We start from the raw sequence: 14,493 nt of genomic DNA, 5'->3' as shown, positions 1-14,493 counted from the left end.
TTTCCAGCGGTTTGCGGAGTTTGGCGTAGTTCTCGGCCCGACTGTCCTCGAAGTCCTTCGGCAGGTCGTCGTCGGGGTCGCGCCACCGGTCGGCGCCGACCACCCAGATCTCCTTGCACCGCAGTTTCTCCCGTAGCGTCTGAAAGACGCCGCACTCGTACACGGTGCGCAGGATCCGCTGCCGCTTCGTGCTGTCGGCCCGGTACATCAGCTCCACCAACTCGGCCGGGACGATCCCCTCCACGGGTACGTTCTCACCGAGCGCATAGCACTTGATCCGGTTGGACTGCTCGGCCTTGTACCGCTTGATCAAGGTGAGAGCCTGCACCATCGGCGCGTGCACGGTGTTCGTCGACCCGAACTCCAGCACCTCCAGAATCTGGATCAACCCCGTACGGTAGTGATTGGTGTAGGAGGCCTTGAACACTCGCTGCTTGTGCTGCCGGTAAGAGGTGCCCTTCGCCTTGTACTCTTGCAGCAACTGGACCAGCGTCTTGTAGCCGCCCGGCATCGCCGGGTAGATGACGTCCTCCACCCGCGACTCGGGTGACCCGAGAGCGGCCTCGGTCATCTTGAACAGGATGTTCTCCTTGCCCGACACCCGCTTCAGCTCCGCCACGAAATCGCCGGTCACCTTGGTGTCGGCGCGGGCGTTGATCCGATGCACCGTGGCGATGAGCAGGTCGACCAAGGTGTCGGTGATCTCACGGGACCGGCGGTACAGGTAGGCCGCCAGAAGCGTCACCTTGATGTCGTGCGGGTGAGACCGCAGGTGGGAGGGCGCTTCAGCGGCGACGCGGGCCCGCCAGGAGGCCAGAACCTTCGGGGCGACGTCGGCGAACAGGTCGTCCGGGAGGCCGACCTTGCGGATCGCGTTCAGCTTGAACACCTCCCGCTCGATCGCCTTCACGCTCACGTTGCCGGGCTCTTCCCGGATCACCGCGAAGGCGTCCATGCCGGCGGCCTGCGCGGCGCCGACTCCACCTGGTCCTCGGGTTCGTCGCCGGGGTCGGCGCTCTTGGCGATCAGGGCGAGGAGCCGCGGGATGGCCGCGGCTGGGATTCGGCTGGAGATGCGGGAGGTCTGGGTCTGTTCGGCCTGCCGCAGCGCCGTCCCGGTGATTCGCCGGATCCGGTCCCGGGCCGGCGGCTCAATCCGCTCCTCCCGTAGATGCGCCAGCAGCTCGGCGCGAACCCGGTCGACCTGCCGCTCCTTCTCACACACCTCCGCGGCAAGCCACGCCGCGGCCTTGTCGGAATCGGTGAGCGAGCATTCCCGGAACCCGAAGTACTTCCGGATGTCCTTACGGTGATCCTTGATCGTCCGACCATCCCACTCATACAGCCCCAACTCTGCAGCGGGCACGTCCACCAGCCGGGCGACGTAGGCAACGACCTGATCAGGGAACTCCGCCCGGCCCGTCGGGAACCGGCCGTTCAGCGCGTAGAACCGCAGAAGCAGCACGAACCCGAGCTTCGTCGCGCCCCGCCGGCCCGACAGCTGATCCAGCTCGCCCCCGACCAGCGTCCAGTTCCCAACGAGCTCGTTCTCGTCCAGCACACGCGCCACGCGGCATCCGGCTCTCTCGCGAAGCGGTCAGCCAAGCCGCCGCATACCCCACGAATCCGCACCAATACTGGCCGCAGCCGATCATCTACGTCGGGCGATCCCAGAAAGATCCCGTAACGGTCCGTCAGTGGCATCGCTGACCTGGGCGAACTTAATCGCGTGTACCTGGCTGCACGAGTCTTACCGACACCCCTAGTCGAGATCTTCGGCCTCGGGTACCTGTCCGTCGATGAGGAGTTGGAGGTGGGCGTATTCGAGCACCTCGCGGTCGATGAGGTTTCCCCCGAGGAGAGTTTCGAGCCGGGGGGATCTCTGAATGGTCATGAGTAGGGAGAGTGGACCGTCGCTACGACAAACGTCCGCGTTCGTAACGGGGGGTTGAGGAACACGCCTCGCGGCCTGGTTGGGGTGCCGTTAAGAAACGTGTCACCAGCCGCAAATGAAAGAGAAGGCGCAGGTCAGCGGCTTGCATCGAGGAGCTGAAATGGGTCCGATGGATTGATGCTTTTACGAAGGCATACCTTCCTGACCTGCAGAGGCGTTGCGGTTTGCGGCTGGTGACACGTTTCTTAACGGCACCCCATGTACGGGTGGTAGTCGCGGGGGTCGGGGGTGGTTTTGTCGGCGACATGTGACAGCGTTTGCCGGTCTGCTGCGACAGCGATCGTTTGCGCTTGAAGGTGATGTCGCTGAGAAGTAACAGCGCCCGGGGGCTTGAGGTGGGAGCATTGATGTTCACCACGGGATGACCCGCGCCAAACCGTGCCCCGTAGATCCGGTTGCGGTTACCGGCCGTCGTCCGTCGCCAGGCGCACGGTCTGCGCCTTGAGCACCGCGATCGTGTTGACGACGTAGTCGACGATCGCAGCGAGTTCGCGCTCGTCGTACTTGGCCATGAAGGCCGACATCTCGCGGCCGAGATCGGCGAAGATCCCGCCAAGGTCGGGGGCATGGCCGGTGTCGGCCGAGACCAGCACGCGGCGGCGGTCGGCGGGGTCGGGGGCACGCTGCACGTAACCCGCCCGCTCCAGCCTGTCGACCAGCGCGGTGATCGCGCTGGCGCCGAGCCCTAGCTCCGCCGCGAGCGCTCCGGCGGGTAGCGGGCCCTTCCTGGTCACGATGCCCAGGGCCTTGTGGTCGGCCGCGCTCAGCCCGAGCCGCCGCGCGATCGCCTCGTGGAAGAGCACGACCGCCGTGCTCAGCTCCCAGCCCAGCTCCGCGCCGTCCATCCGTCCTCCAATATTTCACTACAGTGAATATTTCATCAGATTGAATTAGTCTACTGGTATGAGTCTTCCTTCAGGGCTTCTCCTCAGTCGCGACGCCGCACGATGGGGCATGCGTTTCTATGTGCGGCACTTCTGGGTCGTCGCCGGCTTCTCGATGATCCCCACAATCCAGCGGTTCGTCGCGGTGCGCTGGGGTGACGACCTACCCGCCGCGGTCAACGGCGCGACTGAGGTCCTCACCGGAGCCGTCCGCCTCCTGCTGATCTACACGATCTACAAGCTGGCCATCGCCCGCGACCCTGAACTCGCCCAGCTTGACCGGCTTTGGCAGCGCCTGGCCTGGTTCGTCGACCACCGGCGCGCCAACTTCCTGGCCCAGTTCCTCGTCCTGGGCGCCGCATTCGCCGTCTTCGACGTCCTGCCCAACGCCGCGGTCCAGACGTGGGTGGCGGAGGGGTCGCGTGAGTGGGTGAGCGCGGTGCTCGTCTCCGTCAAGAACCCCACGGTGATCGCCTTCACCTTCATCTGGATGATGGGCGTGGCCCGCCAGATGATCCTCGCCGCCGATCTCCCGGAGACCTCAGCTGATGCTGACAAGGACGGTGCGGGCGAGCGCGGCGGCGAAATTGCCGACGTGCGGTGACAGCTCCGGGCGTCGCCGCACATGACGTGGCCATGGGAAGGCGCGCTGGGAGCAGCGGACGGAGCGTGACGGCCGGGCGTCCGCGTGCGGCGCCACTGTCGCCGACAGCAGGCGGCGGTGCTGTTACTTCTCGCCGACGTTCTGGGCCCGATCAACCCTTGAGCGCTGTCCAAACAGACCGGCAACGCTGCTGCTTCTCGCCAGCAAAATCAGTCGGGGGCGTCCTGGTCCGGCAGCACGTAGCCGCTGACGTTGCAGGACGGCCCGAGCCTGTCGCCCAGGTCGCGGACCTCCTCGTGCCTCATCCCGGCCGCAGCCTTGGCGAGCGAGCTAAGTCAGAACGCGTGGGGGCCGAACCGGCCCCAGGCCACGAAGGCGGCCAGCGCGAGCAGCACGACGTTAATCGCGATCATGGGCGGTTCGTGGCGGCGGAGATGGGGTGCTGGGACCATCCGGCTGAAATTGAACGCTAAGCCTCCCGCCGCAGGTCAAGATGGGTAGAGTTCCGGTGGTGTGTCCGGTGGCCAACTGTGCTCACGATGTGGCGAATGGGCCCTATTTGTAGATCGTGGGTTGGATGCCACCGGTACTCTTGGGAGAGATCGCCGCTCATGGCGAGATACATCACGAGGAGCCAGGTGAGCGACAGCGCGGCCGCCGATTCCACCGACCTGCCCGCTGAGACGATCGCGCCTGTAGCGCCGTTTGAGCCGGTGCGCATCGTGCCGACCCGCCCGGATGGCTGGCCCGACTGGCTGGGCCGCAGGCCGATCAGCTCAACTGACCGCGACAAGATCCTTAGTGCTCTGCGCCTCGATCAGGATGAGCAGAACGCCGTGGAGCGCCGCGACAGTCTCCAGCGCGCACCGCTGTTCTCCTGTCTGACGATCGAGGGCTTCGGCGGTCAAGACGACCCTCGTAAGATCACTCGGTTGCGCGCCGGTATCAACGCGGCGTGCCGTGTGGCCGCTGGTGACCGGCGAACCAGCTACCACGCCACTGATGAGCGCATCACGATCGGGATCGCCGGCCCCGACGCCCGTGAACGCATCGCTGACCTGCGCCGGCAGCTCGCCCGGATGGGCCGCAACCGGGGCTGGACGATCACCGAGGACCTGCGCTGATCCTGGCCGCTCAGATGGACCGGCGGCGAGCGGCGGGGTCGCGCCCGGCCACGTGGTCGGCGACGGCGTCGACGCCGGGCCTGGCGTAGCGTTCCAGGGATCGGACGGAGGCGTGCCGGGATCGGGCGAGCAGGGTGGGCGTGTTGGTGCCGTCCTCTGCTTCGTGGGTGAGGGCGGAGTGGCGAAGTTGGTGCAGCGTCCAGCCGCCGCGTAGTTCGAGTTCGGCTGCGTCGACGATCCCGGGGTGTGCCAGCGGCCGGGTGAGGGCCTCGAACAGCTCGGCGGCGCGCCGGTAGGACAGCCGTCCGCGTCCGGTGAGCTTGCACACGTCTGTGGTCGGGGTACGGGCGGAAGCTTTGCGGTCGGTGAGGAAGAGCGGGCCGCGAGCGCGGCCTTTGAGCAGGCGGGGCAGGAGTTGGGCGGTGCCCGATTGCCAGTGCACCCAGTCGGTCGCGCCGCCTTTGGACAGGACTCGGCCGCGTTTGTCGGCCGGCAGGAGGTCGGCGATGTCGAGGGTGAGAATCTCCTGCGCTCGGGCGCACGTCTCATACAGCATCTTCCACAGGGTCTTCTCCCGGACGCCGACCTTGAGATCGAACAGGGCGGCGAGCTGATCGCGGGACAGGGCCTTGGTCCGGTCGGGCGGAGCGGGCCGTCGTTCGATGCCGAGAATCGGGTTGTCGGCGAGCCAACCGCGATTGCGCCACCAGCCGATGGCGGCCTTCATGATCGACAGCTCCCGGTTAGCGGTGTCGGCGTCCACGAGGCGGGACCGCTCAACGAAGGCTCCGGCGAGGAGCTGGGAGGTCGCCGGATCGGCGAGCGCCGCGAACCTGGTCGCGGGCGCCTGGGCGGCGCGGCGGTCCTTACCGAGCGGCGGTTGCTGTCCGCAGGCGAGCCAGGCCCACGTCGTCAACGAGATGCGATAGATCCGCTTGGATGACTCGCCGATCCCGGCCGAGCGCAGATAGGCCTCGACCGCGTCGCCGTACGTCTCGGGGCGATCTTGGCCGAGGGGGATCACGTCGGCGGTGCCAGCACTCATCTTTTCCAGCCTTCTGCTCTGCCGCAGTAAATGCGTACACCTCGACCTCGGTCACCGAGAGAGACAGTGCAGGTCAGTATGGCCGCGATCATGAGCTTGCCGCAGTAAATCCGGTATTTACTGCGGCAGCCATTCGACGAGGCAGGGGAAAGATCTGCCCCGGCGTAAGGGCTGAGGAGCGATGGACCGCTTCGGGCGCCACCGGGCGAGGCCTATACAGCGATCCTTATGATCCTTTAACATCTGGGACTCTAAAGTACTAGCAGGCTAGATAAATGGAGAAGCCGGTGATCGAGTTCCATCTGGACGGCAGGTCGGGTGTTTCGCCGTACCTGCAGCTGGTCCAGCAAGTACGGCACGCGCTACGGCTCGGCGTGCTGCGCGAGGGCGACCAGATGCCGACCGTCAAGGAGGTGGTGGCGCACTTGGCGATCAACGCCAACACCGTCCTGAAGGCCTACCGGGAGCTCGAGCACGAGGGCCTGGTCGCCGCCCGGCCGGGGGTGGGGACGTTCGTGACGGCGACGCTCACCAACGCCTCGCTGGCCGCGCACGGCCCGCTGCGGCTGGAACTGCAGCGCTGGCTGGCCAAGGCCCGCCGGGCCGGCCTCGACGACGAAAGCATCGAGGCCCTCTTCATGACCACCTTTCGGACCACCGCTCAGGAGGACATAGCGTGACTTCTGTCCTGCAGGCCCAGGCACTGGGCAAGAAATACGGCAAGCGCTGGGCGCTGCGTGAGTGCACCATCGACATCCCTGCCGGGCACGTCGTCGGGCTGGTCGGCCCCAACGGAGCCGGCAAGACCACGCTGCTGAAGCTGGCCAGCGGCCAGCTCGAACCGACGGCGGGCGGCATCACCGTGCTCGGCGGCCGGCCAGGAAGCACGCCCGCGCAGCTGGCCAGGATCGGGTTCGTCGCCCAGGACACCCCCGTCTACGCCGGGCTGAGCGTCGCCGACCACCTGCGGCTGGGAGCGCGGCTCAACCCCCGCTGGGACGCCACCATGGCGCGGGACCGTATCGCGCAACTCGGTCTTGTCCCCGCCCAGCGGGCGGGCAAGCTGTCCGGCGGCCAGCGCGCCCAGCTCGCCCTCACCCTGGGCCTGGCCAAACGCCCCGAGCTGCTGATCCTGGACGAGCCGGTGGCCTCGCTCGACCCGCTGGCCCGCCGCGAATTCCTGCAGGGACTGATGGAAGCCACCGTCGAGCACAAGTTCAGCGTGCTGCTCTCCTCCCACCTGGTCTCCGACCTGGAGCGGACGTGTGACTACCTGATCGTGCTCGTCGACTCCCGCGTCCAGGTCGCCGGGGAGACCGACGAGTTGCTGGCCACCCATCACCGGCTCACCGGCCCGCGCCGCGACCCCGACCGGCTCCCCGCCGACCAGCACGTGGTCTCCGCACGCCACACCGACCGGCAGAGCACGTACGTGATCCGCACTGACGCCCCGATCCACGACCCCGCCTGGACGGTCACCCAGCTTGGCCTGGAGGACCTCGTCCTGGCCTACATGGACAAGCACACCGCCGACCAGCGAATCGCCCTGGAGGTGCAGCGATGATCTGGCTGACCTGGCGCCAGTTCCGCGGCTCGGCCGCGATGATGGCCGCCCTGCTCGCCATCCTCGCCGTCGTCCTGGCCCTGACCGGCCCCGGCTTGGCCTCCGACTACTCCGCCGGGATCGCCGCCTGTACCCAGGACAACACCTGCGACCGCTTCTACGACCGGTTCCTCGGCGGGCACGATACCTCGTTCATGGCCCTGACTCTCGTCGTGCTGCTCCTGCCCGCCCTCGCCGGGCTCTTCTGGGGAGCACCGTTGATCACCCGCGAGCTGGAGGCGGGCACGCACCTGATGGTGTGGAACCAGAGCATCACCCGCAGCCGCTGGCTGGCGGTCAAGCTCGGGCTCATGGGCTTGACCGCCGTGGCCGCCGCCGGCCTGTGCGGCCTCATGGTGACCTGGTGGTCCGACCCTCTGGACAAATCAGCCGCTGAGGGTTTGGCCCTGATGGCTCCCCTGGTGTTCGGCGCGCGCGGCATCGCCCCGATGGGGTATGCGGCCTTCGCCTTCGTCCTCGGCGTGGCCGTGGGCATGCTGGTGCGCCGCACACTGCCCGCCATGGCCCTCACCCTGGCCGTCTTCGCCGCGATCCAGCTCGCCATGCCGCTGCTGGTCCGGCCCCACCTGATGCCCCCGATCACCTCGACCTTCGAGCTCGGCAAGACGAACGTGGACGGCATCGGCATAAACCGGGATCGAGGCGGATATGTAGAGATTCGCCTGAAGTCGGCCGTTCCCGGCGACACCGGCGCGTGGGTCCTGTCCACCGCCCTCATCGACGCGTCCGGACGCACGATTGCCAGCGGCGACGATGAAGCCGCTGCCCAGGTCTCCACCACGTCAGGCCCCTGCGCACCGTCGGCGAGCGCCGGGGACAGCTGCATGGTCGAGATCAACCGGCTCGGCTACCGGCAGAAGGTGACCTACCAGCCCCTTGAGCGTTTCTGGCCCTTCCAGTGGATCGAGACCGGGATCTACGCCCTGCTCACCCTCGGCCTCACGTGGTCGTCCTTCTGGTGGCTCCGCAGGCGCCTGTCATGACCGTCATCAGGACCGCGGCCGCCGGGCTCGCCCTGCTCCTGGCGGCGGCGTGCACGGCGCCGACGCCGCCGCGCAGCGAGGCGAGCACGGCAACCGGTACGGCCTGCGCACGGCCCCAGGGGGCTCCCGGGGCGGAGACGGCCACCACGATCGACGTGATCGAGCAGGCGTACTTCTGCATCCTGGGCAACTACTACAGCGGCGCCACGCTGGACGCCCGCTCGCTGCTGAGCGCCGGATTCGTCGCCCTGACGCAGGAGCTCAACCGCGACGGACGCGACCTGCCCGAGGCCACCATGCCGGCGCTGACCGGTGACCGGAAAGCCGACTGGGCCGCCTTTGAGGCCGTCTATCGCAAGACCACCGATCAGGTTCCCGACCTTCGCGACAAGCTGGCCGTCGTCACCCTGGAGGCCATCGTGGCCGGCCTCGGCGACAATCACGCCCGCTGGACGCACGGCGTCCAGCAGCCACCCGACTACTACGACGGCGACGGCTACGGCCTGGGTCTGCAGGCGAACGTCAATGGTCCGCAGGTGGAGGGCAATCCCGGCACCGCCGTCGGCCCGCTGTTCGTCACCACCGTGCAGGGTGGCGCGGCGCAGGCCGCCGGACTGCGCCCGGGCGACCTCATCGAATCGATCAACGGATCGGCGCCCTTCATCGACGGCAAGGCCACCCCCGCGATCAACGCCCTCTACCCGCAATACCCGCAAGCGCGCCCGGTCCGGCTGCGGCTGCTGCGGCAGAGCACCGGCCGCCGCTGGAGCGTGACGCTCAAGCCCGGCCTCTACCAGCGGGATCTGGCCGCCCTGCAAGTGGTGCAGTCGAAGCTGCTGGACGACGACATCGCCTACGTACGGCTGCGCGGATTCGCTTCCGACTCCGCGAACAGGGTCCTCAAGGCGATCTCCAGGCTGCGCACCAGCCGGACCCTCACCGGCGTCGTGCTGGACCTGCGCGGCAACGGCGGCGGCAGCCCCGTGGAGGCGATCCGGCTGGTGAGCGCGTTCGGCCACGGCAAGGTCACCGCCTACCTGTGCACCGTGGACAACAAGTGCGAGGCCTTGCGGACCGACGACACCGTCGAGCTGCTCAACCTGCCGCTGGTGGTGCTCACCGACCGCAGTTGCGCCTCGGCCTGCGAGCACTTCAGCTCTGCGATCAAGGACCATCACCTCGGCCGGCTGGTCGGCACCAGAACCGCCGGCGTCATCTCCGGCCCGGCGCAGTCGTACCTGCTCAGCAACAACACCACGCTGGGCTTCCCGTCCAGGCACCACCTGGGGCCTGATCGCGAGGTGATCGACCAGATCGGCGTGCCCCCCGACCACTACGTGCCCCTGACCCCGAAGGACGCGGCCGCCGGGCGTGACCCCGCGCTGGCCAGGGCCCTGACTTCGCTGCACAAGTGAATGGACCTCTCGATGAGACACCTCCTGGCAGCCGCCGCAGCACTGGTCGTCCTGGCCGCGTCCGCCTGCTCCGCACCCACGCCGCCCCGGTCCGCTGTCCCGTCGGCCCCGCCGACCGGCCCGGCCGCCCTGCCCGCTCCCGCCGGCGCCCATCCGGTCGGCACCACCGCCCTGTACCTGAAAGACGCCTCCCGCCCCGATCCCTGGAACCTCGACGTCGACGCCAGAGAGCTCAAGGTCACCCTGTGGTACCCGACCAAGCAGCGAGACGGGCAGCGGGCGCCGTACATGACGCCGAAGGAATCGGAGCTCACCCTGAGGCGCTTGGGGATCGGGGGCGTGCCGGACGACACGCTGAGCAAGGCGCGCACGAACGCCATCAAGAACGCCGAACCCGCGGGCCGCAACCTGCCGCTGGTGGTGATCTCCCCCGGCTTCACCAATCCGATGATCACTCTCACGTCCCTGGCCGAGGATCTGGCCAGCCGAGGGTACGTCGTGGCCGGGATCGACCACACCTACGAGAGCTACGCCACGACCTTCCCCGGCGGGCGGGTCGCCGAATGCCTCGCCTGCGACAGCGACACCGACCCGGGCTTCGGCACGGGGGTGGTCGCGGGCCGGGCGGCCGACGTCTCCTTCGTGCTCGACCAGCTGACATCGAAATGGGACGGTTCCGACCGGATCGACCGCTCCAAAATCGCGATGGCAGGCCAGTCGATCGGCGGGGCCAGCGCCATGGCGACCATGCTGAAGGACCCCCGGGTGCGCGCCGGCATCGACATGGACGGCACCACCTACGCCCGGATCCCCAAGAGCGGGTTCTCCCGGCCGTTCATGTTCCTGGGCTCGCCGCAGCACGTCCCCGGCGGCCGCGACACTTCGTGGGAGCGCGACTGGAAGCTGCTGACCGGGTGGAAGCGCTGGCTCGTGCTGTCGGGCGCGGAACACCAGTCCTTCACCGACGTCCCGCTGATGGGGGGCGCACTCGGCATCACGCCAACCTACGGCGTTCTGCCCGCGGCGCGCGCCGCCGAGCTCACCCGCACCTACGTGGCAGCCTTCCTCGACCAGCACCTGAAGTCGCAGCGGCAGCCTCTCCTGGACAAGCCGTCATCACGCTACCCCGAGGTCACGTTCTGCCCCGCGACCTGCGGTCAATCCTGAGGCCCAGCACGTTCACGAAGCCATCGAGGGGATGCCGCCGCCTGCTCGCCCTCTGCTGGTTCCTCACGCTCGGCCCCGGCGGACCCTTCGCCTCCCGTAACCCCGTCGGCGCCCTTCAACAGCAAGCAAAACGCGTCCTTCACCTACTCGCCTGAGCGAACAGAAGAAGGATTCACGCTCAGCCTCTGGAATGGGCGCCGTGATCTGCCCGGCCGTAGCGCGGGTGCGGGGATCTGCCCCCTCGTCATTGCTCCAGATCGTCGTCAGCAGTGGCGGGGTCACGCAGGTCACGCAACCGGCCAGGGCGGTCGGGCCGGTTGAACGGGTAGGAGCCCACGAAGTTGATGTGCTCCCACTGCAGCGGGGACAGGTGGGTTCGGATCTCCGGGCCGATCTTCATGCCGCCGGCCGCGAGTTTCTTCACTGCGGCGTCGATGTAGAGCGAGTTCCAGTAGACGATCGCGTTCAATCCCAGGCCGAGCGCGCCGAGTTGGTCTTCCATGCCGCGTTCGTAGCCGCGCTTCAGCTGGCCCAGGTTGCCGAAGAACACCGCGCGGGCCAGTCCGTTGCGGCCTTCGCCGACATTCAGCTGGGCGCCCATCATCCGCCGGTAGTCCTCCAGGTGGGCCACGTGCAGCAGGTGCATCGACTTGAAGATCCGCCCATATTGCGCGAACGCACGCCCCAGACTGGTGATGCGGCCCTCGGCCATCATCATCCGGATCAGATCATAGGCCCGCACCTGGTTGGTGACCAGCGACCCGGCGACCTGCAGCATGTCCGGCCAATGCTGCTTGATCGCCGCGATGTTCACCCGACGCAGGTTCAGCTCGTTCAACCGGCCGTACCCATTGGCCGACGGTGTGGTGCGCTTGTCGGCCAAGTCGACGTCGGCGGGGTCTATCCACCACTGCTGGGCGTCGGCGATGTCGGCGATGTCGGCGATGCGGGGCGCGAACTGGTAGCCGCAGATCGCGAACAGGCCGAACACGATGTCGGAGTAGGAGGCGGTATCGGTGGTGAGGATCTCCGGCTGCTCTTTGGCGTCCAAGCGGTGCAAGGCGTCCAGGATGAACAGCGAGTCGCGCATCGTGCCGGGCACCAGCAACCCGCCCAGGCCCATCACCCGGTCGGAGACCACCGCCAGCCAGGTGGCGCCCTTGGAGCGCTTGGATTGGCCGAAGTAGTGCGGGTTGGGCCGCCCGTACAGGGAACGGACCGGCACCACGAACCGCAGCCCATCGGCGGAGGCCACAAGCCCGCCACCCCAGTCTTCGCGGGCGATATCGATGTCGGCCTGCTTGGCGATCAACCGGCCCGACGCCGCGCCCATCCCCTCGTGCTGGAAGTACCCCTTCTCCACCCCGATCAGCCGATGCGGGCCCAGCGCGGGATCGCCGAGCTTGACCACCGGCTTCAACCCGACATTGCAGGAACGGGCCACCATCAGAGCGGCCAGACTGATGTCCAGGTCCGCCCGCCGCGACGTCGATCCGGAGATGTGCTCGAAGGCGTCGAACATGCCGGTGTGACCATGCACCTCCAGCAGCAGCTCGGGGTAGTCGATGCGCGGCAGCATCGCCTTCACCGCCTGGTGCGCCGCCTCAAAGGCCTGCGGCAGCGGCGCGGCCTCCAGCTTGGCCAGGTTCAGCTTCCCGCCCTTGATCGTGATCGCTGGGTTGGCCTCCAGCCCGTCGGCCAAGCCCCGGTATACCTCATCCAGGTCGACCGCGAGTTTGCGCAGGTGAGCGTCGGGGTCGGCATCCAGCCTGAGCGCGGTCAAGATGCTGGGCGCGTGCACGCTCCACAGGGCGCCGGAGATGAGTTTGGCGCGCGGGTCACCGGTCTTGTCCGCGCCGACCGCGTACACGTCCTTGCTGCGCAGCGCCGACCACAGCGCCTCCAACAGGCAAAAGGTATAAGCGTGCCGATCGATCTGCTTGCCGCTCAGGTCGGGGTTGTCATAAACCAACCGCCGCCACGACCCCGACACCAGCTCCTGATGCGCCTCGATGTGCCCGACACTCGCGTGCTTGCCGTAGGCCAACACCCGCGGCAGCCCCCGCAACGCCGCGATCACCGGGGCGCCAGCCTCGGTGCCGCCCCACGGGATCGTCTCAGCCAGCAACTCCACGAACCCGCGCACCGAGGCGAACCGGTTGGTCAGCTCGGCCCGCCACTCCAGATCGGCGTCGTCCTGCTCGGCCGGAAGAAACTCCTTGATCACCGCGAGCGCGGCCTCCAACTGCTCGATCGGCACCACCTGCGCGATCCGCGCGATCACCTCCGGCGCCGTCGTCACCCTCACCACCGGCTCAGACTCAGACCGCGATCCGTCTTCGGCCCGCTCGGACCTGTCCGGCTGGGTCATCGGGGTGTCCAACGCCGCCCGCAACGCCGATTCGGCCTGCAGCGCGGCTTTACGCAGCCGGGGCAGATTTCAGCTTCGCCTTCTCCTCATCGCGGGCAGCGCGCGCCAGCAGCTTCGTCGCCATCAACAGATCGAACAGCAGCAACGCGTCGTCGACCGACACGCCTTCCAGATGCCGCATGGTCGCCAGCAGTGTTGCGACTCGGCGGGTGCCCTTGAGCCGTTCGATCTTCGGGGCCTTGGCGTGCATGCCGTAGGCGGCCAGCTCGGCCATCTTGACGGGAGCAACCCCGCCGGCGTCCACCGCGCCCGCGCCGAACGCCCACACCGTCGAGGACCGCCCCAAGGCCTCCTTCATCCCCAGTCCCGATACGTTCACCACCGCGGTCCGCATCCATTCCAGCGGCGAGACTTTCTTCCCGTGGGGCACGACCAGGGTGTCCAGCAGCTCCCGCCGCATCTCCAGCGGCGTCTGCTCAACGAGATGGTCGTTGATCGCCACCTGCCGCTCGGCCCGCACCCCTGCGATCAATGCTGCAAGCGTGGTGATCCCCGGCAGCAGCACCCGGCCCTCGATCAGCCACACCACCGCCCGATCGAACAGCTCCCGCCGCGAGTCCCGAGTCTGCGCCGCCCGCGAGGCCACGAACGTGCGGAGCTCCGCCTCGGCCTCGGCGAACTCCCGGTACCCCAGCAGAGCGCGGATCTCGCGTGCGTGCTGATGCTGGGTCGGCAACCGCTCCCGGTAGTGCTTGATACAGGAGGGGTCTGTCACACTCAGCTGCTCGGCCACGAACTCCACCGCGACATGCGGAACATCTCCGGCATCGGATAGGAACGTGCCCAGCATCCGCACCGTCCCCCACTGCACCCCGAAGCCCAGGCGGTTGTGATCGCGCCGCTTCTTCGCCACCTCAGCCAACGCTGCGGCATCCAGATAGAAGAACCGCTCCAGGTCCCCCGGCGACGGATCGGTCAAGAAGCGCCGATACCGAGCCTGCTGCTCACCAGATAGGTACTCAAACGACACAAACCGTGAACGTAGGAGATCAACGATCACCTACCAGTCAGTACACCCAAACCGAGACCATCAACCGCAACCACACCTTCAGATCGCCCTCTGACCTGCGGTTGGAGGCTTGGCGTTCAATTTCAGCTGGATGGTCCCAGGACCCCGACTCGCCACCCGTCACTGCCTCTCGTGAATTTTGACAAGGAGGGCTTAACCTGCAGAAACGGGATCGAGCGGAGATCGACTTCTGCACCACTCCACGGGACGTGACCACGCCACACGGACAGTCAAATGGAGCGTTCCAGTGGGTG

Annotated in this window: 12 protein-coding genes and 1 pseudogene; 7 read left to right on the top strand and 6 right to left on the bottom strand. The window is 67.6% G+C overall.

The features are described 5' to 3' along the window. Window position 1 precedes the first annotated feature (1 nt). From ABT061_RS48475 to ABT061_RS40455, 3 genes and pseudogenes are all read right to left on the bottom strand, one after another. Window positions 2-1,569, bottom strand: a pseudogene (locus ABT061_RS48475) (DUF4158 domain-containing protein); the annotation flags it as partial. 192 nt (window positions 1,570-1,761) lie between these two features. Beyond that, complete coding sequence (locus tag ABT061_RS40460; RefSeq protein ID WP_350928218.1) at window positions 1,762-1,893, bottom strand: hypothetical protein; 132 nt, start codon at window positions 1,891-1,893, stop codon at window positions 1,762-1,764. A 461-nt stretch (window positions 1,894-2,354) separates the two neighbouring features. Further along, window positions 2,355-2,798 (bottom strand): MarR family winged helix-turn-helix transcriptional regulator, encoded by a 444-nt coding sequence (locus tag ABT061_RS40455; protein ID WP_350928216.1) that lies wholly within the window; start codon window positions 2,796-2,798, stop codon window positions 2,355-2,357. 58 nt (window positions 2,799-2,856) lie between these two features. Between ABT061_RS40455 and ABT061_RS40450 the strand changes: the two genes are divergently transcribed. Together ABT061_RS40450 and ABT061_RS40445 are read left to right on the top strand one after the other, a co-directional pair. Continuing rightward, the gene (locus tag ABT061_RS40450) at window positions 2,857-3,441 is read left to right on the top strand and encodes a hypothetical protein (RefSeq protein ID WP_350928214.1); all 585 of its coding nucleotides are present in this window, start codon (window positions 2,857-2,859) and stop codon (window positions 3,439-3,441) included. Window positions 3,442-4,079: 638 nt separating this feature from the next. Next, window positions 4,080-4,565, top strand: coding sequence for a hypothetical protein (locus tag ABT061_RS40445; RefSeq protein WP_350928212.1), 486 nt, complete (start codon window positions 4,080-4,082; stop codon window positions 4,563-4,565). Window positions 4,566-4,575: 10 nt separating this feature from the next. Here ABT061_RS40445 and ABT061_RS40440 read toward each other — a convergent pair whose 3' ends face one another. After that, window positions 4,576-5,610: a tyrosine-type recombinase/integrase gene (locus ABT061_RS40440; RefSeq protein WP_350928210.1), complete on the bottom strand. Its 1,035-nt coding sequence runs from the start codon at window positions 5,608-5,610 to the stop codon at window positions 4,576-4,578. A 275-nt stretch (window positions 5,611-5,885) separates the two neighbouring features. On the opposite strand from ABT061_RS40440, the gene ABT061_RS40435 reads away from it, so the two are divergent. From ABT061_RS40435 to ABT061_RS40415, 5 genes are read left to right on the top strand one after another with little or no spacing between them, the layout of a single operon-like run. Beyond that, complete coding sequence (locus ABT061_RS40435) at window positions 5,886-6,290, top strand: GntR family transcriptional regulator (RefSeq protein ID WP_012891422.1); 405 nt, start codon at window positions 5,886-5,888, stop codon at window positions 6,288-6,290. Then, window positions 6,287-7,174: an ABC transporter ATP-binding protein gene (locus ABT061_RS40430; RefSeq protein ID WP_350928208.1), complete on the top strand. Its 888-nt coding sequence runs from the start codon at window positions 6,287-6,289 to the stop codon at window positions 7,172-7,174. The genes ABT061_RS40435 and ABT061_RS40430 overlap by 4 nt, the downstream gene beginning before the upstream one ends. Further along, window positions 7,171-8,217, top strand: coding sequence for an ABC-2 membrane transporter-related protein (locus ABT061_RS40425; RefSeq protein WP_350928206.1), 1,047 nt, complete (start codon window positions 7,171-7,173; stop codon window positions 8,215-8,217). Before ABT061_RS40430 ends, ABT061_RS40425 begins: the two co-directional genes overlap by 4 nt. Further along, the gene (locus ABT061_RS40420; protein ID WP_350928204.1) at window positions 8,214-9,632 is read left to right on the top strand and encodes a S41 family peptidase; all 1,419 of its coding nucleotides are present in this window, start codon (window positions 8,214-8,216) and stop codon (window positions 9,630-9,632) included. Before ABT061_RS40425 ends, ABT061_RS40420 begins: the two co-directional genes overlap by 4 nt. Before the next feature lie 12 nt (window positions 9,633-9,644). After that, window positions 9,645-10,799, top strand: a complete 1,155-nt coding sequence (locus ABT061_RS40415; protein WP_350928202.1) for an alpha/beta hydrolase family protein — start codon at window positions 9,645-9,647, stop codon at window positions 10,797-10,799. A gap of 244 nt (window positions 10,800-11,043) precedes the next feature. On the opposite strand, the gene ABT061_RS40410 is transcribed toward ABT061_RS40415, so the two are convergent. Further along, window positions 11,044-13,101, bottom strand: a complete 2,058-nt coding sequence (locus tag ABT061_RS40410) for a Tn3 family transposase (protein ID WP_350928200.1) — start codon at window positions 13,099-13,101, stop codon at window positions 11,044-11,046. Between the two features lie 118 nt (window positions 13,102-13,219). After that, complete coding sequence (locus ABT061_RS40405; RefSeq protein WP_350928335.1) at window positions 13,220-14,200, bottom strand: DUF4158 domain-containing protein; 981 nt, start codon at window positions 14,198-14,200, stop codon at window positions 13,220-13,222. Window positions 14,201-14,493 lie beyond the last annotated feature (293 nt).

The organism is Streptosporangium sp. NPDC002544 (genome assembly GCF_040295965.1).
Classification (GTDB): domain Bacteria; phylum Actinomycetota; class Actinomycetes; order Streptosporangiales; family Streptosporangiaceae; genus Streptosporangium.
The sequence above is the reverse complement of the archived record's forward strand: the minus strand, read 5'-3'. Positions and strand labels throughout refer to the sequence as shown.